This window comes from Limnohabitans sp. TEGF002 (genome assembly GCF_055395845.1).
Map to the genome: position 1 here is coordinate 1,714,334 of NZ_AP029224.1, position 19,934 is coordinate 1,734,267.

A 19,934-nucleotide genomic window follows, 5' to 3' on the forward strand; every position below is an offset into this window, starting at 1 on the left:
TCCTGCGTGCTTTGGCAGGGGCACGCAACCGTTATAGATGGTGGGTCACGCGGGAGACTTGATGGAGGATCCAGCGGCGACCCAGATCCGCGGGGAGGGGGTAAAGTGAGTTCAAGAATCAGCAGGATCAGATGGCTTGCTGAACTGCACCCTGATTGAATGAACCGAAAGCCTCCGTATGAACCTGCACGCCAAACTCCTGCAACGCGCGGCCGAAAACCGCCCCATCCGCATCGGCCTGATCGGCGCGGGCAAATTCGGCTCCATGTACCTGGCGCAAATCCCGCGCACCCCTGGCGTGCATTTGGTCGGCATTGCCGACCTGTCGCCCGACGGCGCCCGCGCCAACCTGGCCCGCGTGGGCTGGAACCCGGAGCGCCTGACCGCCAGCAGCTTGGACGAGGCCGTGAAAAACGGCACCACCCATGTGGGCGACGACTGGCAAAGCCTGGTGCGCCACCCGGCGGTGGACGTGGTCGTCGAGTGCACAGGATCGCCCTTGCATGCGGTGGACCACATCCTGGAAGCCTTCGCGAATCACAAGCATGTGGTCAACGTGACGGTGGAAGCCGACGCGTTTTGTGGCCCTTTGCTCGCCACCCGCGCTCAACTGGCGGGTGTGGTGTATTCGCTCGCCTTTGGCGATCAGCCCGCGCTCATTTGCGATTTGGTGGACTGGGCACGCACCTGCGGCTTTCCGGTCGTGGCCGCAGGCCGGGGCCACAAATGGCTGCCGCACTTTTGCGAGTCCACCCCCGAAACTGTGTGGGGCTATTACGGCCTCACGCCCGAACAAGCCGAGCGCGGGGGCCTCAACCCCAAAATGTTCAACAGCTTTTTGGACGGCTCCAAGCCTTCGATTGAAAGCACCGCCGTGTCCAACGCCACGGGTTTGGGCGTGCCCAGCAACGGTTTGCTCTACCCACCGGCCAGTGTGGAAGACATCCCTTACGTCACCCGCCCGATCTCGGAAGGTGGCGTGCTCGAGCGCAAGGGCATGGTCGAGGTCATCTCTAGCTTGGAGACCGACGGCCGGAAAATCCCTTACGACATCCGCATGGGCGTGTGGGTCACGGTGGAAGCCGAGACCGACTACATCAAGAACTGCTTTGAGGAGTACAACGCCCACACCGATCCCTCGGGCCGCTACTTCACGCTCTACAAACGCTGGCACCTGATTGGCCTGGAAGTGGGCGTGAGTGTGGCCAGTGTCGCCTTGCGCAACGAACCCACCGGTGTGGCCATCGGCTGGAACGCCGACGTGGTGGCCACGGCCAAACGCGACTTGAAGCCCGGCGACATGCTGGACGGCGAGGGCGGTTACACCGTCTGGGGCAAGCTGCTGCCCGCCGCCACTTCCAAACGCATGGGCGGCGTGCCCCTGGGCTTGGCGCACGGCGTGAAAGTCATTCGCCCTGTGGCCAAGGGCCAAAGCCTGACCTGGGACGACGTGGCCATGGACACCAGCACCCACGCCTACAAAATTCGGCGCGAGATGGAAGCGACTTCGGTGCTGGGTTGAACGGTCAATTTGCCGGGTAACCAAAAAGTCGTGTTGCATCTGCTGAACGGCTTTTTGCTTCTTGAAAAAGAGAGTCCTGAATCGGTCCATCGCTCCTCCAGATCAGGGTTTACACCGTTAAAATATCGCCTTTGCCGGCCAGCCCCAGTCAGCGGCCCCGGAATGACGGTTTTCTGTCTCTTTACAAGGCCACCCCGTGTCCCTGCACATCACGACTTTTGAAGGCGCCAGCGCCCTCAGCGACTTTCGAATTGCCCAACTTTTGCCCCGTTTGGCCGCCATTTCGCCGCAAATCCAGGGCATTTCGGCCCGTTTTGTCCACCTGGTCGCCACGACCGCGCCTTTGGCTGAGGCCCAAAAACAGACTCTTTCCGCACTCCTGACGTACGGCGAGCCCTATGCCGGACCGGTGGACGGCCCCGTGATCTTGGTCAGCCCCCGCTTAGGTACCGTCTCGCCTTGGGCCTCCAAGGCCACCGACATTGCCCACAACTGCGGTTTTGATGTGCGCCGCGTGGAGCGCCTGACCGAATACCGCTTGGTGATGAAGTCGGGCTTGCTCAGCACAGCCAAATTGACTGCAGAGCAATTGGGCCAAGTGGCCGCTGTGCTGCACGACCGCATGACCGAGTCGGCCATGCCCAGCCGAGATGAGGCAGCTGCTTTGTTCACGGCACTCGACCCCGCGCCCATGGACCATGTGGACGTGCTCGGCGGTGGCCGCGCTGCACTCGAAACAGCCAACAAGACCTGGGGCCTGGCTCTGGCAGAAGACGAAATTGACTACTTGGTCACCGCTTTCACGGGTTTGAAGCGCAACCCCACCGATGTGGAGTTGATGATGTTCGCGCAGGCCAACAGCGAGCACTGCCGCCATAAGATTTTCAACGCCGAGTTCACCATCGACGGCGTGGCCCAGCCCAAGAGTCTGTTCGGCATGATCCGCAACACGCATCAGCTCAGCCCCCAGCACACGGTGGTGGCCTATTCGGACAACGCTTCGGTGATGGAAGGCCACACGGTGGAGCGCTTTGTGGCGAAAACTTCAGGGCAGGGCGCCGCTTATCAGAGCGAACAAGCCTTGCACCATGTGCTGATGAAGGTGGAAACCCACAACCACCCGACTGCGATTTCGCCTTTTCCGGGCGCATCCACCGGCGCGGGTGGCGAGATTCGCGACGAGGGCGCCACCGGGCGCGGCTCCAAGCCCAAGGCGGGTTTGTCGGGCTTCACCGTGTCCAAACTCTGGGGTGGTTTGAGCGACCAGCCGGGCGGCAAGCCCGAGCACATCGCGAGCCCCTTGCAGATCATTACCGAGGGGCCCTTGGGTGGCGCGGCGTTCAACAACGAGTTTGGTCGCCCCAACTTGCTGGGTTATTTCCGCGAATACGAACAGACTGTGGACGGTGTGGTGCGCGGTTACCACAAGCCCATCATGATCGCGGGCGGTCTGGGCCAGATCGATGCTGAGCAAACCAAAAAGATCGAATTCCCTGCGGGCAGCTTGCTCATTCAATTGGGCGGCCCCGGCATGCGCATCGGCATGGGCGGCAGCGCGGCCAGCTCCATGGCCACCGGCACCAACGCCGCTAACCTCGACTTTGATTCGGTGCAGCGCGGTAACCCCGAGATCGAGCGCCGTGCGCAAGAGGTCATCAACCACTGTTGGGCGCAGGGCGCGAACAACCCAATTTTGGCCATCCACGATGTGGGCGCAGGCGGTTTGTCCAACGCTTTCCCCGAACTGACCAACGACGCGGGCCGAGGCGCACGTTTTGATTTGCGCGCCGTCAAGCTCGAAGAGTCCGGCCTGTCGCCCAAAGAAATCTGGTCCAACGAGAGCCAGGAACGTTATGTGATGGCAATCGCGCCCGAATCGCTGGACCAGTTCACCGCCTTTTGCGAGCGCGAGCGTTGCCCGTTTGCGGTGATCGGTGTGGCCACCGAAGACCGCCAACTGGTGCTGGAAGACAAAGGCAGCGAATCACCCGTCAACATGCCCATGGACGTGCTGCTGGGCAAGCCGCCCAAGATGCACCGCGATGTGAAGACCGTCACTCGCCAGTCGCCCGCCATGGACTTGACGGGCGTGAGTTTGCAAAAAGCCGTGATCGACGTGCTGAGCCACCCCACCGTGGCGTCCAAACGCTTTTTGATCACCATCGGCGACCGCGCTGTGGGCGGCCTGACGCACCGCGACCAGATGGTCGGCCCCTGGCAAGTGCCTGTAGCCGATGTGGCCGTGACCCTGGCCGACTACCAAGGCTTTGCCGGTGAAGCCGTGAGCATGGGCGAGCGCACACCGCTGGCCTCGCTCAACGCCGCCGCCTCGGGCCGCATGGCCGTGGCCGAGGCCATTACCAATTTGCTGGCCGCGCCGATTGAGCTGCCCCGCGTCAAGATGTCGGCCAACTGGATGGCCGCTTGCGGCGAACCGGGCGAAGACGCCGCGCTTTACGAAACCGTCAAGGCCGTGGGCATGGAACTGTGCCCTGCGCTCGACATCTCGATCCCTGTTGGCAAAGACAGCTTGTCGATGCGCACGCAGTGGCAAGCCGATTGTCAGACCCATAAAGTGACCTCACCCGTCAGCCTGATCATCACCGCCTTCGCCAGCTTGCCTGACGTGCGCGGCACTTTGACGCCGCAGCTGGACGCAAAGACCGATGACACCAGCCTGCTGCTGATCGACCTGGGCCAAGGCCACAACCGCATGGGCGGCAGCGTGCTCGGCCAAGTCCTGGACCAGTTTGGCGACCAGGTGCCCGATCTGGAAGATCCGCAAACCTTGGTCAGCCTGGTCAACGCCGTGAACGCCTTGCGCGCCAAGGGCCAGATCCTAGCCTACCACGACCGCAGTGACGGCGGCTTGCTGGCGGCAGTGGCCGAGATGGCTTTTGCAGGCCATGTGGGCGTGGCGCTCAATGTGGACATGCTGGTCACCGAGGGCGACGGCATTTCTGACAGCCGCGCCGACCACGGCGACGCCAAGAACTGGGCAGGCCAGGTCAGCGCCCGCCGCGAGGAACTCACGCTCAAAGCCCTGTTCAATGAAGAGCTGGGCGTGGTGCTGCAAGTGCGCACGGCTGAGCGCAATGACGTTCTGCAAACCCTGCGCGAACACGGCTTGTCCAAACACACGCATGTGATCGGCAAGACCCGTCCGACTCAATCGACCATCCAAAAAGGCGTGGGCGAACTGAGCATCTGGCGCGACACCAAAGAGGTGTTCACCGCCAAGCTCGAAGACTTGCACCAGGTCTGGGACAGCGTGAGCTGGAAGATTTGCCAACAGCGCGACAACCCCGCTTGCGCCGACGCCGAACACGCCGCCGCAGGCCAGGCCAGCGACCCCGGCATGCATGTGGCGCTGAGCTTTGACCCTGCCGAAAACGTGGCCGCGCCGTTCCTGAATTTGTCGCGCCCCAAGGTGGCGATCTTGCGCGAGCAGGGCGTCAACTCGCATGTGGAAATGGCCTACGCCTTCCACAAAGCGGGCTTCGAGTCGCACGACGTGCACATGACCGATTTGCAGTCTGGCCGCGCCAAGTTGGCCGACTTCCAGGGTCTGGTGGCTTGCGGCGGCTTCAGCTACGGCGACACGCTGGGCGCAGGCATTGGCTGGGCGCGCAGCATCACCTTCAACCCGGCGCTGGCGGATCAGTTCAAAGGCTTCTTTGGCCGCACCGATACTTTTGGTTTGGGTGTGTGCAACGGCTGCCAGATGTTTGCGGAACTCGCCGACATCATCCCTGGCGCGCAAGACTGGCCGCGTTTCACCACCAACCAGAGCGAACGCTTTGAAGCGCGCCTGTCCATGGTCGAAGTGCTGGAATCGCCCAGTCTGTTCTTGCAAGGCATGGCGGGCAGCCGCTTGCCGATTGCCGTGGCGCACGGTGAAGGCTTTGCCAACTTCAAACACCGGGGCAGCGCAGCGCAAGCCATTGGCGCGATGCGCTTTGTGGACAACCACGGCCAGGCCACCGAGCAATACCCCTTCAACCCCAACGGCAGCGCGGGCGGTCTGACAGCCGTGACCACCGCCGACGGGCGTTTCACGGCCATGATGCCGCACCCCGAGCGCGTGTTCCGCAATGTGCAGATGAGCTGGACGAGTGGCGACATCGCCTCCAGCAGCCCGTGGCTGCGCGTGTGGCAAAACGCCCGCAAGTGGGTGGGTTGAGCTGCCCCGCATGAAGTCCAACAACCCGGCTCAGTGGTTCCCGCCTTCGCAACTGGCTTTTTACTTTGACCAGGGCGCTTGGTCCCGCGGTACCACGCTGTACCTGCAAGACAAGGTTTTGTCTTCACAGCTTTCGCCCGATGGCGACGGCTGGCGTTTGCAGGGCCAAGTGCAAGGCAATGAGGTGCTTCCCTATTCGGTCAATGCCGAGCTGCGCGTCAGCGCGGGCGGCAACCTGAGCGAGTGGCGCAGCGGCTGCACTTGCCCGGTAGGGCGTTATTGCAAGCACGGTGCGGCTCTGGGCATCTTGGCCTCCATGCAAGGCTTGGCGCTGCTCAACGAATGGGGACCAAACGGCCCCTCACCCGAGGCGCTGGAGCGCCGCTCGCAAATGGAAAAAGAGCGGGCCCTGAGCCACGCCGAATACCAAGTGCGTGACTGGCTGACACGCCTGGAAAACGCCAACGGTCCAGCCGCTTACACCTTGCCAGGCAGCACGCACGATCAGTTTGTCTACAGCCTGTCTGTGGTGCAAACCGCTTACAAACCCGTCTTTCACTTGGCTGTGAAACGCGCCGCACAAAAGCGCAATGGGGAGTGGGGTAAAGCCAAAAAGCTGAGCAGCGAACCTTCACCGCACGACCCGATCTGGCAAACCAGCAGTCCGCTGGACCGCGATATTTTTGACCTCTTGAAAGCTTGTCCCGCAGCCAGCAGCTTCAGCTCCTACGGCTTCCAAAGTGAGGTCAAGCTGCAGGGCATGCCAGGCCAATTGTTGTTGCAGCTGTGCAGCCAAACCGGTCGTTTGGTCTCGGACGATGGCATCGCCTTGCGCTGGCAAGACGCGCCAGAAGCATTGGTGGGAACGTGGCGCGAGGTTAAGGGCCAAGACCACTTGCCCGATGGCTGGCAGTTGAGCATGCAAGCGCTGCGCGCAGGTGTGGTGTACGGTTTGAACCAGCCGCCATTTTTCATGGACACGGTGCAAGGCCTTTGTGGCCCATTGGACACGCAGGGCCTGAGCGCCAACGAGCTGCAAGTGTTGTCCAACTCGCCCGTGATGCCCGAAAGCGTGGCGTTCAAGTTCCAAAACCAATTGCTGGAGCGCTTGGGCCCCGTGCCTTTGCCGCCCGTGATCCAGAAGATGCCCGAAATCCGCGGCGTCAAGCCCCGTGCCGTGCTCGACATCGCGCCCGTGAAACCTGCAGACCGTGGTTTGCAGGGGCTCTTTTTGGCCGAATTGACCTTTGACTACGACGGCCACCGCGGCTTTTGGCCGGGTACCCAAAACCGCGTCCTGGTCGGGCAAGGCCTGCAAGCGCGCATGTTGCTGCGCGACCTGCCCACTGAGCGCAAAGTCTGGGATTCGGTCGCTGCTTTGGGGCTGGTCACTTTCGACGCCAACATGCTGGTGTTGCCGCCCGAGCAGTCGCAGCAGCCCTGGCTGGAGTGGATCGAAAACGACTTTGCGCCGCTGCGCCAAGTGGGTCTGGATGTGAACTTCATCTCGGGCGCTACCCCCTGGTTGCGCCAGGCAGACGACGTGCACATCGACTTGTCCGGTGACGAGGAAGCGCCAGAAACCTCGCCTTGGTTTGACTTGTCGCTGGGCATGGACATCGACGGCAAACGGGTGAACATCCTGCCTTGGGTGCCCACCATTTTGACAACGCTGGCGAAAATCAGCAGCGCGACTGACGAGGGTGAAAAGGCCGCTTTGCCGCCGTATTTGTACCTGCCCGACCTGCAAGGCGAGGGCTTCGTCAAGTTGCCCACTGCCAAAATTGAGCCATGGCTGACCACCTTGATGGAGCTGGTCTCCGAGCGTGGACACGACTGGAGCGGAGATGAGCTGCGACTGTCGCGCCTCGAAGCCCTGCGCACCGCGGCCTCGTTGGGGGAGGGCGTAGCCTGGGCGGGCGCTCAGAGTCTGATGAATCTGGTACAGCAAATGCGCGGTCTTGAAAGACTGCCCGAGGTGCCCGTTCCCGTTGGATTGCAAGCCATCTTGCGGCCATACCAGCAGCAGGGCCTGAACTGGTTGCAGTTTTTGCGCACGCATCAATTGGCCGGCATCTTGGCCGACGACATGGGCTTAGGCAAAACCCTGCAGACGCTGGCGCACATCCTGACCGAGAAAGAAGCCGGACGCCTCACGCAACCCGCGTTGATCGTGGCCCCCGTGAGCTTGCTGGGCAACTGGCAGCGCGAAGCGGCGCGCTTTTGCCCCGGTCTGCGAACCCACATTCACCACGGCCTGTTGCGGCATGAGACCGCGCAAGACCTGAGTGGCTTTGACATTGTCCTCACGCCGTACTCTTTGCTACACCGCGATCGTGAGCTGTGGATGGCGATTGACTGGCACTTGCTGGTGCTGGACGAAGCGCAAAACATCAAGAACGCCAACACGCACGCGGCGCAAACCGTGGGCGACATTCCCGCTGCGCACCGCCTGTGCCTGTCGGGCACACCCATGGAAAACCATTTGGGCGAGTTGTGGAGCCTCTTTCACTTCTTGATGCCTGGCTTTTTGGGCAGCCAAAAGCGCTTTGGCGAGCTGTTTCGCAACCCCATTGAGCGCCAAGGCAACAGCAAAAAAATGGACCAACTGCGCAAGCGCATCACGCCCTTCATGCTGCGCCGCACCAAGGACGTGGTGGCCAGCGAGCTGCCGCCCAAGGTTGAAACCCTGATGCCGGTGCCGCTGCAAGGTCAACAGGCTGACCTGTACGAAACCATCCGTTTGGGCATGGAAAAAACCGTGCGCGATGCCCTGAACGCACAGGGTTTGGCCAAATCTCAAATCACCATTCTGGATGCGCTGCTCAAACTGCGCCAAGTGTGTTGCGATCCGCGTTTGCTCAAGTTGGGCGCGGCCAGCCAAGTGCAGCAATCGGCCAAACTGGAGCAACTGCTGGACATGCTGCCCGAGATGGTGGCCGAGGGGCGCAAGATTTTGCTGTTCTCGCAGTTCACCCAAATGCTGGGCTTGATCGAGCAAGAGCTGCCGCGCTTGGGCATCCCTTGGGTCAAACTCACCGGTCAAAGCAAAAACCGCGACGCCATCATTGACCAGTTCACCAGCGGGCAAGTGCCGCTGTTCCTGATCAGTCTGAAAGCAGGGGGCGTGGGCCTGAACCTGCCGCAGGCCGACACCGTGATCCATTACGACCCGTGGTGGAACCCTGCCGTGGAAAACCAAGCCACCGACCGGGCCCACCGCATTGGCCAAACCCAAAGTGTTTGGGTGCTCAAACTCGTGGCCCAGGGCACGATTGAAGAACGCATGCTGGCCCTGCAAGAGCGCAAAGCCCAACTGGCACAAGACATGTATGCGGGCGCGGTACAGCGCAAAGAGCCACTCTTTGGCGAGTCGGACTTGAACGAACTCTTCAAACCGTTGGGTTGAGAGATTGGAATCGACTTTGTTGAAAGTCTTGTTTTTCTTGGCTTTGGTTTGCGTCAGTGCTTGCAGTCCCGACAAGCCTTCGGAAGTACCGCCCACCCAAGTCAGGGCGGGTGCATGGGCCCCAACCGACGCTTTCAACCCCGATGTGCAAGAAGCTGCGCGCTTTGCGGTGCAAAACAAGGCGCGGGTGCTTTTCAAAGAGGTCAGCCTGGCCCGTCAGCAAGTGGTGGCGGGGACCCTTTTTGAACTGAACCTGGAAGTGACGCTGGACGGGGCCGCCCGAAACAGCAAAGCCGAGGTTTGGCGGCAGCTGGATGGAACTTACAAGCTGCAAGCTTGGGATTGGCTGGACTGATTCTGGTGAATCAGTGCAGGCCCACCACAGGCCGTGATTTGTAAAATTGCACCGGGCTTTCGGGCACGGCATTGAGCACCGACTTTTTGATCTTGCCCACCACATGCATTTCGCAGGGCTTGCAGTCAAAGCGCAGGGTGAGTTTTTCTTTGCCGTTGATGAGCTGCATGGGCTCGGCCTTCACCGTGCCTTGCACGCCCGTCACGCCTTTGGCTTGTTTGGGGCAGAGGCTGAGGCTAAAGCGCACGCAGTGCTTGGTGATCATCAGGCTGACTTCGCCCAACTCTTCCTGGCTTTCATAGGCCGCATCGATGACCTTGACGCCGTGCTTGGCGTAAAAGTCGCGGGCTTTTTGGTTGAACACATTGGCCAGGTAGGTGAGTGTGTCTTCGGGGTAAGCCACGGGCGGCTCCACCGGCACCGCGCGCGGCAGGCGGTGCAGACCTTGGGTGCGGGCGTTTTCGAGTGCCTGCACAGCGTCGCGGCGCAAGGCATTGAGCTGTGAAGGCGGCACGAACCAGGGGCGGGGCAGGGCGAGTTGCACATCGAGTGGCTCGAACAGGGTGTCGCCCAGTTTGCCCAAGGCGGTTTTGAGTTTGTCCTCGGCTTGGGCCGCGTCTTTTGGGGCTTGCCAGGCGATGGCCATTTGCGCTGTGCCGGTGTGGCCTGCTTCGTCGGTCAGGGTCAGTTGCAGACCGCTGCTTGTTTCGGCCAATTGCATCCACACGCCCATGCGCCGCTCGGCTGATTTTTTGTCCAATGTGCGCACCCAGCTCATGTCGCGGTTGCGGTTGACCTGAACGCCTTGGCGCAAGTCTTTGAAGCCGTCCATCGGGTCTTTGGGAAACAGACGCCACACCCCCTTGGCTTTGGCGGCCTCGGCGCGGTTGATCTGCAAGCCCACCAGTTCTTTTTGCAGGTCGTAGTAGCAAAGCCCGTCGCCGTTGTGCAGCTCGGTGGCGGGGTCATCGGTGGTGATCTCAACATGCTCCGGCATGACTTTGCTGACCCAGCCAATCGGCTGGCCGGGGTTTTTGGGGGTGTCAAACGCGCCAATGTCTTCCTTGCGGCCCTGCACAAAGTAATCGGTGAACTCGCGGTTGAAGTTCTGGTTCGGATCGGGCTCGAAGCTGAAGGTGGTGCGGCCATGCGAAGCGGCAGCCAGTTCGGGGCGTTCGGTCAGCACTTCGTCAAAGAGTTTGCGGTAATGGGCCGTGATGTTTTTCACATAGGCCATGTCTTTGTAACGGCCTTCGATCTTGAAACTGCGGATGCCCGCGTCCACCAGATCACGCAGATTCTCGCTCTGGTTGTTGTCCTTCATGCTCAGCACATGCTTGTCGTGCGCCAGGATTCGGCCTTGTGCGTCTTTGACTTCGTAAGGCAAGCGGCAAGCCTGCGAGCAATCGCCCCGGTTGGCACTGCGCCCGGTGTGCGCATGACTGATGAAACACTGGCCGCTGTAGGCCACACACAAAGCGCCGTGCACAAAAAACTCGATCACGGTGCGTTCGGTGTCGATCACATCACGGATTGCGCTGATCTGCGGCAGCGTCAGTTCGCGGGCCAACACGATTTGGCTCAAGCCCGCGTCTTGCAAGAATTTGGCTTTTTCGGGCGTTCGAATGTCGGTCTGGGTGCTGGCGTGCAGCTGGATGGGCGGCATGTCGATCTCCAGCAGGCCCATGTCTTGCACGATCAGCGCGTCCACGCCTGCGTCATACAACTGCCATGCCAGTTTGCGTGCGCCTTCCAATTCATCGTCGCGCAAGATGGTGTTGAGCGTGACAAAAATGCGGCTGTGGAAGCGGTGGGCATATTGCACCAGCTTGGCGATGTCTTGCACCGAGTTGTCCGCCGTGGAGCGTGCCCCAAACGACGGGCCGCCGATGTAGACCGCGTCCGCACCATGGTTGATGGCTTCGATGCCGATGTCGAAGGTGCGGGCGGGGGCGAGGAGTTCGAGGTAGTGAGGCTGCATGGGCTGGGATTATCCCAGCTTGTGTCTTTCAGGCATGCGGGAGCCCTGTAACTCTTGGGTGGCCCTGTAACTTTTGGGGAGCCCTGAATTGGCGGGCACTGGCCGGGGCTCAGAGGCGCTTCGCTTTGCCACATCGCCCCGGCCAGTGCCCACCACTTCAGGGCGTGGGTGTTCGTGGTTCCTGTTCAGGTGGGATTTTCAGTGCTGCCTTCAGTTGCTGGTCAGCGAAGATATGCGAAGGCTGAAGGGCCCGGCATTTTGGGGTGCGCCTCCAGATACGCCCCACAAAAGGCTTGGGCGCGGGATGGGGTGATGTGGCAAAGCGAAGCGCCTCTGAACCCCAGCCCGCGCCCAAGCCTTTTGCCCAACGGCGCCAATTGAATCCTCTCAATGCCCCACATCCGAGCACCGCGCAAACAAAAAACGCGACCGAAGTCGCGTTTTTGAATACAGGCAGATTCAGATCATTGGATCTTGGCCTTGGCACGCAGGCCTTCTTGGTAGGTGCTCAGCTTTTGCTGTTGCAGTTGCTGTGAAATCTGGGGTTTGACTTCTTCCAGCTTGGGCAACTGCGCATCACGCACGTCATCCACACGGATGATGTGAAAACCGAACTGGCTCTTGACGGGGGCGTCGGTCATCTGGCCCTTGTCCAGTTTGACCATGGCACCAGAGAATTCAGGCACATAGCTGCCCGCTGCGGCCCAATCCAGGTCACCACCGTTGGCACCGGAGCCTGGGTCTTTGGATGCTTTCTTGGCCAGGTCTTCAAACTTGGCACCTTTTTTGATCTCGGCGATCAGCGCTTTGGCTTCGTCTTCCTTTTCCACCAGGATGTGGCGAGCGCGGTACTCCTTGCCGCCGTTTTCCTTGACGAACTTGTCATATTCCGCCTGGATGTCTGCTTCAGTGACTGGATTTTTTTTCTGATAGTCGGCAAACAATTGACGAATCAAAATGGTTTGGCGAGCCAATTCGATCTGGGTTTTGTACTCATCAGAAGCATCCAGACCGCGCTTTTTGGCTTCTTGCATGAAGACCTCACGGGCAATCAACTCTTGCTTGATTTGGTCCAGCACTTCAGGCGTGACGGGGCGACCTGAGGCTTCGACTTGCTGCTGCAGCGCTTTGACGCGCGACGAAGGAACTGGCTTGCCGTTGACCACGGCCAAGTTTTGCGCCAGAACGGGTGACGCCAGCAAGGCCACCAAAGCGGCGCTGAGCATTTGCTTTTTCATCGTGTTTTCCTAAGAGACAGGGTGTCAGAGATGGGGCTAGGGTTCAAAAAAAGGGGCTGCCACCCAAGGGTGACGGCCCGGTTCAGATCAGCTCAATCGCCAAGGCGTGCAAGCCTTGGTCAATGAAATCTTGCAACGCATCATACACAAGGCGGTGGCGCTGAACGCGGCTGATGCCGACAAACTTGGGTGAGGCAATGCACACCCGCATGTGGGTGCCTTGGCCACTGTCGTTGGCACCCATGTGGCCCGCGTGCGCAGCGCTTTCGTCGATGACTCGCAGTTCGGTGGGTTGCAAAAGCTCGGTCAGGCGGGCATGAATTTGGGTGCTCAGGGGCAAAGTTGTCTGGTTCATGGCTGTTTGTCCTCGTCTTTGGGCAAATAGCGCGAGATGTACAGGCCCTGTCCCAAAATGAAGACCACCGGGAACACGTAGCCCCAGAGCTTGAAGTTGACCCAGTCTTCGGTGCTGAAGTAGTGCGCCACATAGGCGTTGATGGCGGCCATGAAAAGGCAATACAACATCCACGACAGGTTCAAGCGGTTCCAAACGGCGTGCGGCAGCTGCAATTGCGTGCCCAGCAGCATGTGCAGGAAGTTTTTCTTCAACAACCAGTGCGCCACGGCCAAGGCAATCGCCAGGCCCGAGTACAGCAAGGTGGGTTTCCACTTGATGAAGCGCTCGTCATGCAAGCCCAGCGTCAGGGCACCAAAGCCCAGTACCAAGACCAGCGTGATCTTGTGCATGGTCTGCAGCTTGCCGTCCATTTTGTAAATGATGGCCGTTTGCAGCACGGTCGCGCCCATCAGCACGGCGGTGGCGGTGTAGATGTCGCCCATCTTGTACGCGCCAAAAAACAGCAGGATGGGGAAAAAGTCGAGGATGAATTTCATGAAATGGGTGCGCAGGCTGCACCAAAAGTGAAGTCGTGTGGGGTCAGGAAGGCTCGAAGTCTAACGAAGCGGAGTTCATGCAGTAGCGCAAGCCCGTGGGGGCAGGTCCATCTTCGAACACATGGCCCAGGTGCGCGCCGCACTGCGCGCACACGGTTTCCACGCGGCGCATGCCGTGGCTGGTGTCCACGCGCTCTTCAATGGCACCGTCGGTTGAGGCTTGCGAGAAACTGGGCCAGCCGCAGCCGGCGTCGAATTTGGTGTCCGATTTGAACAATTCGGCGTCGCAACAGATGCAGCGGTAAATGCCGCTGGCCCAATGGCCCTCGTATTTGCCGGTAAACGGGCGCTCGGTGGCGGCTTGGCGTGTGACGGCAAAGGCCACCGGTTCTGCGCCTTTTGCGGCCAGCAGCTCGCGCCACTCTTGTGCGGATTTTTCGATTTTGCTCATGATGAACAGCTGATTTCCAGTTGGCCCGCCCAGTCGGGCGGCAAGTCGGCATAGGCTTGCATGCCCGGATGCTCGTTGTAGGGTGACTGTAGCAAGTTGTACAGGGTGTCTATTTCCGAGAAGTCACCCGCCTGCGCTTGACGGATGGCGATTTCGGCCAGGTGGTTGCGCAGCACGAACTTCGGGTTGGTGCGCAGCATCTGCTGGCCCATGGCTGCGAAGTGGCTTTGACCTGCCCGCTCGGTGTAGCGCGCCAGCCAGGTCAGAAGGCGAGGGCGATCCAGCACCAGATCGGTCACCGCACTCCAACCTGCATCTGTCAGAGCAGAATCGGTTGATTGGTTGACTACTGCTTGGCTGAGTTGCCGCCAGAACACCGTGAAGTCCACTTTTTCGGCCGCCATGCACTGCATCAGGTCCTCGACCAGCGTCCAGTCGGCTTCGCGCTCGGATTCCGGGGCCAAGTCGCCGACCAGGCCTAACTTAGCGCGCATGGCATCGCCCAGGTAGCGGGGGAACAGGGTTTTGTAGCCCTCCAGCACCTGCAGCGTCAGCTCTTGGTCGTCAATCAACGGGGCCAAGGCCTGGGCCAGGCAGTACAAATTCCAGTACGCCACATTGGGCTGGCGGCCATAGGCGTAACGGCCCTGATGGTCTGAATGGTTGCAAATGTGACCGGGGTCAAAGCTGTCCATGAACTGGAAAGGGCCGTAGTCGATCGTCAGGCCCAAGAGGCTCATGTTGTCGGTGTTCATGACGCCGTGGCAAAAGCCCACAGCCTGCCACTGCGCCAACAGTTTGGCGGTGCGTTCTTGCACCTCGTCCAGCAGCGCCGCGTACACATTGCCCTGCCACAGCGCGGCGCGCTCGCGGCACTCGGGCATGTGGTGGGCTATGGCATGGTCGGCCAGGGCGCGCAGGCTGTCGGTGTCGCCTTGGGCTGAAAAGTGTTCAAAATGACCAAAGCGCAAGAAGCTGGGGGCCACGCGGGCCACCACGGCAGCGTTCTCCATGGTTTCTCGGCGTACAGGCTCAGGTGAAGCGACCAGGCTCAAAGCCCGGGTGGTGGGAATGCCCAAACCGTACATGGCTTCGCTGCACAAATACTCGCGGATGCTGGAGCGCAGCACGGCACGACCATCGCCGCCGCGCGAATAGGGCGTGCGCCCCGCGCCCTTGAGCTGGATTTCTTGGGGGCCTTGGGTGGATTCGGCTTCGCCCAGCCAGATGGCGCGGCCGTCGCCCAGCTGACCCGCCCATTGGCCAAATTGGTGCCCGCTGTAGACCGTGGCCAAGGGTTGTGAGCCGACCATGAGCGCATTGCCGGCGAAGGCTTGCAGGTGATCGTCGTCAAACAGCGCGCTGGGCCAGCCCAACTCGGCGCGCAAAGCTTCATTGCGGGCAGCCCAGCGCGGCGCGGCCACAGGTGTGGGCTGCAAGTGGGTGAAAAACCGGGGGCCCAGCTGGGTCAGGCGGTGCGTCCAGTCCAGCACGGGCACGTCGTGCGGAACGCTGGCGGGGGATTCCAAAGGGGCAGATGACATGGGTACCGATTGTCACGCCCTTGACAAGTACCCGCTGTTTGGCGGGTTTTAGGTCCGTGTCTGGTCGAACTCGGGTGCACAATGAATCGCTTGAAAACCACCCACCTGACAGGAGCGCCCCATGCTGGGATTGATGCAACAGCAATCATTGCTGATTTCTTCTCTGATCGACTTTGCTGAAAAGCACCACGGTGACAGCGAGATCGTCTCGCGCCGCGTGGAGGGCGATATCCACCGTTACGCTTGGGCCGATGTGGCCCGCCGCTCGAGACAAGTGGCCAACGCTTTGGATGCCCAAAAGGTGCCGCAGGGCGCACGGATTGCCACCTTGGCCTGGAACGGTTACCGCCACTTGGAGCTGTACTTTGGCGTGAGCGGCTCGGGCCGAGTGCTGCACACCATCAACCCGCGCCTGCACCCGGAGCAGATGGCCTGGATCGCCAACCACGCCGAAGACCAGGTGTTGTGTTTTGACATGACGTTTTTGCCTTTGGTGCAGGCCTTGCACAAGCATTGCCAAACCGTGACGCACTATGTGGCTTTGTGCGACGCAGACAAAATGCCGGCAGACACCGGCATCCCGAACCTTGTGAGTTACGAAGCTTGGATGGGCCAACAAAGCAGCACTTACACCTGGCCGCAACTCGACGAAAACACCGCCTGTAGCCTGTGCTACACCAGCGGCACCACGGGCAACCCCAAGGGCGCTTTGTACAGCCATCGCTCCACCGTGCTGCACGCCTATGCGGCTGCATTGCCCGACTCGATGTGCATTTCGGCACGGGATTCGATCTTGCCCGTGGTGCCCATGTTCCACGTCAACGCTTGGGGCATCCCCTACAGCGCGGCCATGGCTGGCGCCAAACTGGTGTTCCCCGGCCCGGCGCTGGACGGCAAATCAGTTTACGAGTTGATTGAATCGGAAGGCGTGACCTTCGCCGCGGGCGTGCCCACTGTGTGGCAAATGCTGTTGGGCCACATGGCCCCCGCAGGCCTGAAGTTCAGCACCCTCAACCGCACCGTGATTGGCGGCTCGGCTTGCCCGCCCGCCATGATCGACGCCTTCCGCCAAAGCTACAACGTGGACGTGCTGCATGCTTGGGGCATGACCGAGCTCAGCCCTCTGGGCACGGTCTGCACTCTGAAAAACAAGCACCTGAGCCTGCCTGCCGAGCAGCAGATGAAACTGCGCTTGAAGCAAGGTCGCTGCATCTTTGGCATCGACATGAAGATCGTGGACGCGCAAGGCCAAACCTTGCCACACGATGGCAAAGCCGCAGGTGATCTGCTGGTCAAAGGCCCTTGGGTGATCGCCTCTTATTACAAGCAAGAAGGCGGCAACCCTTTGGTGGACGGCTGGTTCCCAACGGGCGACGTGGCCACCATCGACGCCGACGGCTTCATGCAAATCACCGACCGCAGCAAGGATGTGATCAAGTCCGGCGGCGAGTGGATCAGCTCCATCGATGTGGAAAACATCGCCATGGCGCACCCGGCCGTGGCCATGGCCGCTTGCATTGGCATGCGTCACCCCAAGTGGGACGAGCGGCCGATTGTGTGTGTGGTCAAAAAACCCGGCGCTGAAGTCAGCCGCGAAGCGTTGATTGCTTTTTATGAAGGCAAGACCGCCAAGTGGCAGATTCCAGACGATGTGGTCTTTGTTGATGCCATTCCATTGGGCGGCACCGGCAAGATGCTCAAGACCAAGCTGCGCGAGCAATTGGCCGACTACGTGTTGCCAGGTCTTTGATGTTTGTCAAATCCGCACGGTGACAAATCGTTCGGGCAAGTCGCGCGGGTGATAAGCATTATTGATTCGGCCCTCAAATAGATTCATGCAGCATACTTGACATGGGGGTCTTGGAAATAGGCTTTTACGCGCTGCGGTTCGGCTACAACGATGCGCATGTGATCCTCGACGGCGGCGCGTAGTTTTGGCTTGGTACGTATGGGCACCTTGCGACCGATGACGTGCTTCAGATCGGCGTTCAATCGTTCCTCGGGGTTCAGTTCCGGGCTGTAGCTGGGCAAATAAAACACCTCAATCTTGTCGCTGCGCTCAGCCAGCCAGGCCTTCACGGGTTTGCTGTGATGCACGCGCAGGTTGTCCAGAATCAGGAATACTTTCTTGCCCGCATCCTTAATAAGCGCCTCTAAAAACTCGATCAGCTTGTCCGAATTGAACGCCTCATCAATGATCATCCAGCGCGCCTTGCCCTGGTTGGTGACGCTGGCAATCATGGAGAGCTTGTGCCGGGTGCCGCCAATGGCCATTGTCACCGGCGTCTTGCCTCGGGGCGCGTAACTTCTGCCGCGCACGTCGGTGTTTACCAGTGCGGTTTCGTCGCCCCAATGAATCTCGCCGCCCTGGGCCTTGGCGCGCTCGGCGATGGCCGGATAGGTCTCGTCAAGCCAAGTCTTTACCGCCGCCGGTGATTGCTCATAGGCGCGCTTAATCGGCTTTTGCGGCGTGAAGCCCCAGCGGGCTAGGTACTTGCCCACCGAGCGCACATGCAACGTGATGCCGCACTCGCGCTCGATCAGCTGCATCACCGCCGAGCGGCTCCACAGCGCAAAATCCATCTTCAGCTGTTCGGGGCGTTGGTCACAGATGATCCGACGGATGGCCTGTGCCTGCTGGTCTGTCAGAGCACGATTCTCGCCGCTGCGTCGCCCGCGTGTGCGCGGCGCCAGCGCGGCAAGACCTCCGGCCTCATAGCGCGAAATCACTCGACCCACCGCCGTGTGGCTCAAGCCAACGTCAGCGGCGATCTGCGCCTTGGTTCGTCCACGCTTGTAAGCACGAATCACCTGCCGACGCCTCTCATGTTGCTCGGCAGAACTTAGTTTTCTCGCATCGTCTTTATCCATGCGCAATGATCGCATGAAACAGGCGAGAAATCAACCTATTTGTGGGCCGTATCTATAGGTGCAAACCCCGAGCGCATTTGTGTCAGCAACGGTTACGCTGACATCGTTCAGATTCACAACGCAGGAGACCTTGAATGAAAACCACCCACCGTTTGATCGCCGCAGCCGCTTTGGCTGCTTGCTCCCTGGGCGCTTATGCGCAAAAGGGCGAAACCGTCAAAATCGCATGGATCGATCCTTTGTCAGGCCTGATGGCCCCAGTGGGCAGCAACCAGCTCAAGAGCTTCCAGTTTTTTGCCGAGAAGTTCAGCAAGACCAACCCAGCGGGCGTCAAGTTCGAAGTGATTGGCATTGACAACAAATTGAGCCCTGCAGAGAGCTTGAACGCGCTCAAGGCCGCCATGGACCAAGGTGTGCGCTACATCACTCAAGGCAACGGTTCCTCTGTGGCCGGTGCGCTGATCGAAGCCGTGAACAAGCACAACGAGCGCAACCCTGGCAAAGAAATCATTTTCCTGAACCACTCCGCTGTGGACCCAGATTTCACCAACAGCAAGTGCAGCTACTGGCACTTCCGCTTTGATGCTGATACCTCGATGAAGATCGAGGCCATGACCACGTTCATGAAGGACGACAAGGACATCAAGAAGGTCTACCTGTTCAACCAGAACTATTCACACGGTCACCAGGTCGCCAAGTTTGCCAAGGAAAACCTGGCCCGCAAGCGCACCGACGTCCAAATCGTGGGTGAAGACCTGCACCCACTGGCCCAGGTACGTGACTTCTCGCCCTACATTGCCAAGATCAAGGCTTCGGGTGCCGACACCGTGATCACCGGCAACTGGGGTTCTGACTTGGCCTTGCTGGTCAAGGCGGCCAACGAAGGCGGCTACACCGGCAAGTTCTACACGTACTACACCGGTGTCACCGGCACACCGACCGCACTGGGTCAGGGCGGTGCTGGTCGCGTGTTCCAGATCTCTTACAACCACTACAACATGGGCGGCGACATGGGCAAGTGGATGGCCGAGTTCAAGCAGAAGTTCAACGATGACTTCTATACCGGCTCAGTGGTCTCCATTTACAGCGCCTTGGGTGAGGCCATGGCCAAAGCCAAGTCGACCGACCCGGTCAAAGTGGCTGCCGCCATGTCGGGCCTGAAGTTCAAGAGCTACCACGGTGAAGTGGAAATCCGCAAAGCAGACCACCAGCTGCAGCAACCCTTGTGGATGACCGTTTGGCAAAAAGCCGACAAAAAATACCCCTACAGCCCTGAAAACACCGGCATGACCTTGGCCCCCGTCAAGGAATTTCCGTCTTACGTCTCCAGCACGCCCACCAGCTGCCAGATGAAGCGACCTGGCTGAGGCGCTGCCCCTGCCGCCACATACCGCTGAGTGACCCGCCCGGGTTGCCCAGGGTTTGGCGGATGGGCCAAGGCCCGATCCCCTGAGGGTTCATCGGGCTTTTTTTTGGGCTGTCAGGC

At 60.3% G+C, this 19,934-nt stretch carries 13 protein-coding genes; 6 read left to right on the plus strand and 7 right to left on the minus strand.

Annotation, left to right across the window (positions count from 1 at the left end; translation table 11 throughout):
* Positions 1-178: 178 nt before the first annotated feature.
* From ACZ5SR_RS08525 to ACZ5SR_RS08540, 4 genes are all read left to right on the plus strand, one after another.
* On the plus strand, positions 179-1,522 hold the full coding sequence (locus tag ACZ5SR_RS08525; RefSeq protein ID WP_464448332.1) for an NAD(P)H-dependent oxidoreductase: 1,344 nt from the start codon (positions 179-181) through the stop codon (positions 1,520-1,522).
* 196 nt (positions 1,523-1,718) lie between these two features.
* Positions 1,719-5,705 (plus strand): phosphoribosylformylglycinamidine synthase, encoded by a 3,987-nt coding sequence (purL, locus tag ACZ5SR_RS08530; protein WP_464448333.1) that lies wholly within the window; start codon positions 1,719-1,721, stop codon positions 5,703-5,705.
* 10 nt (positions 5,706-5,715) lie between these two features.
* Positions 5,716-9,114 carry a DEAD/DEAH box helicase gene (locus ACZ5SR_RS08535; RefSeq protein WP_464448334.1) on the plus strand — a complete coding sequence of 1,133 codons (3,399 nt, stop codon included), beginning with the start codon at positions 5,716-5,718 and terminating at the stop codon, positions 9,112-9,114.
* Positions 9,115-9,133: 19 nt separating this feature from the next.
* Positions 9,134-9,469, plus strand: coding sequence for a cystatin family protein (locus ACZ5SR_RS08540; protein WP_464448335.1), 336 nt, complete (start codon positions 9,134-9,136; stop codon positions 9,467-9,469).
* 10 nt (positions 9,470-9,479) lie between these two features.
* Here ACZ5SR_RS08540 and ACZ5SR_RS08545 read toward each other — a convergent pair whose 3' ends face one another.
* The 6 genes from ACZ5SR_RS08545 to ACZ5SR_RS08570 all read right to left on the minus strand — a co-directional run bounded on the left by ACZ5SR_RS08545 (position 9,480) and on the right by ACZ5SR_RS08570 (position 15,577).
* The gene (locus ACZ5SR_RS08545) at positions 9,480-11,450 is read right to left on the minus strand and encodes a peptidase U32 family protein (RefSeq protein ID WP_464448336.1); all 1,971 of its coding nucleotides are present in this window, start codon (positions 11,448-11,450) and stop codon (positions 9,480-9,482) included.
* A 464-nt stretch (positions 11,451-11,914) separates the two neighbouring features.
* Positions 11,915-12,688 (minus strand): peptidylprolyl isomerase, encoded by a 774-nt coding sequence (locus ACZ5SR_RS08550; protein WP_396429127.1) that lies wholly within the window; start codon positions 12,686-12,688, stop codon positions 11,915-11,917.
* 82 nt (positions 12,689-12,770) lie between these two features.
* Positions 12,771-13,043: a BolA family protein gene (locus tag ACZ5SR_RS08555; RefSeq protein WP_464448337.1), complete on the minus strand. Its 273-nt coding sequence runs from the start codon at positions 13,041-13,043 to the stop codon at positions 12,771-12,773.
* Positions 13,040-13,582 (minus strand): septation protein A, encoded by a 543-nt coding sequence (locus tag ACZ5SR_RS08560; RefSeq protein ID WP_464448338.1) that lies wholly within the window; start codon positions 13,580-13,582, stop codon positions 13,040-13,042. The genes ACZ5SR_RS08555 and ACZ5SR_RS08560 overlap by 4 nt, the downstream gene beginning before the upstream one ends.
* Positions 13,583-13,625: 43 nt before the next feature.
* Entirely contained in the window at positions 13,626-14,033 is a 408-nt protein-coding gene (gene msrB, locus ACZ5SR_RS08565; RefSeq protein WP_464448339.1) for a peptide-methionine (R)-S-oxide reductase MsrB, read from the minus strand.
* Positions 14,030-15,577, minus strand: a complete 1,548-nt coding sequence (locus ACZ5SR_RS08570; RefSeq protein ID WP_464448340.1) for a protein adenylyltransferase SelO — start codon at positions 15,575-15,577, stop codon at positions 14,030-14,032. Before ACZ5SR_RS08570 ends, msrB begins: the two co-directional genes overlap by 4 nt.
* 121 nt (positions 15,578-15,698) lie before the next feature.
* Here ACZ5SR_RS08570 and ACZ5SR_RS08575 point away from each other — a divergent pair, with 121 nt between their 5' ends.
* On the plus strand, positions 15,699-17,327 hold the full coding sequence (locus tag ACZ5SR_RS08575; RefSeq protein ID WP_464448341.1) for a 3-(methylthio)propionyl-CoA ligase: 1,629 nt from the start codon (positions 15,699-15,701) through the stop codon (positions 17,325-17,327).
* 83 nt (positions 17,328-17,410) lie between these two features.
* Here the strand turns inward: ACZ5SR_RS08575 and ACZ5SR_RS08580 are convergent, their stop codons facing one another.
* Complete coding sequence (locus tag ACZ5SR_RS08580) at positions 17,411-18,448, minus strand: IS630 family transposase (protein ID WP_464451001.1); 1,038 nt, start codon at positions 18,446-18,448, stop codon at positions 17,411-17,413.
* A gap of 134 nt (positions 18,449-18,582) precedes the next feature.
* Here ACZ5SR_RS08580 and ACZ5SR_RS08585 point away from each other — a divergent pair, with 134 nt between their 5' ends.
* On the plus strand, positions 18,583-19,815 hold the full coding sequence (locus ACZ5SR_RS08585; protein ID WP_464448342.1) for a branched-chain amino acid ABC transporter substrate-binding protein: 1,233 nt from the start codon (positions 18,583-18,585) through the stop codon (positions 19,813-19,815).
* The last annotated feature ends 119 nt before the right edge of the window (positions 19,816-19,934 follow it).

Coding starts and splice junctions, on each gene's coding strand:
- ACZ5SR_RS08560 (WP_464448338.1), bottom strand. CDS start 13,582: ATGAAATTCATCCTCGACTTTTTCCCCATCCTGCTGTTTTTTGGCGCG.
- msrB (WP_464448339.1), bottom strand. CDS start 14,033: ATGAGCAAAATCGAAAAATCCGCACAAGAGTGGCGCGAGCTGCTGGCC.
- ACZ5SR_RS08535 (WP_464448334.1), top strand. CDS start 5,716: ATGAAGTCCAACAACCCGGCTCAGTGGTTCCCGCCTTCGCAACTGGCT.
- ACZ5SR_RS08575 (WP_464448341.1), top strand. CDS start 15,699: ATGCTGGGATTGATGCAACAGCAATCATTGCTGATTTCTTCTCTGATC.
- ACZ5SR_RS08550 (WP_396429127.1), bottom strand. CDS start 12,688: ATGAAAAAGCAAATGCTCAGCGCCGCTTTGGTGGCCTTGCTGGCGTCA.
- ACZ5SR_RS08570 (WP_464448340.1), bottom strand. CDS start 15,577: ATGTCATCTGCCCCTTTGGAATCCCCCGCCAGCGTTCCGCACGACGTG.
- ACZ5SR_RS08580 (WP_464451001.1), bottom strand. CDS start 18,448: ATGGATAAAGACGATGCGAGAAAACTAAGTTCTGCCGAGCAACATGAG.
- ACZ5SR_RS08585 (WP_464448342.1), top strand. CDS start 18,583: ATGAAAACCACCCACCGTTTGATCGCCGCAGCCGCTTTGGCTGCTTGC.
- ACZ5SR_RS08545 (WP_464448336.1), bottom strand. CDS start 11,450: ATGCAGCCTCACTACCTCGAACTCCTCGCCCCCGCCCGCACCTTCGAC.
- ACZ5SR_RS08525 (WP_464448332.1), top strand. CDS start 179: ATGAACCTGCACGCCAAACTCCTGCAACGCGCGGCCGAAAACCGCCCC.
- ACZ5SR_RS08555 (WP_464448337.1), bottom strand. CDS start 13,043: ATGAACCAGACAACTTTGCCCCTGAGCACCCAAATTCATGCCCGCCTG.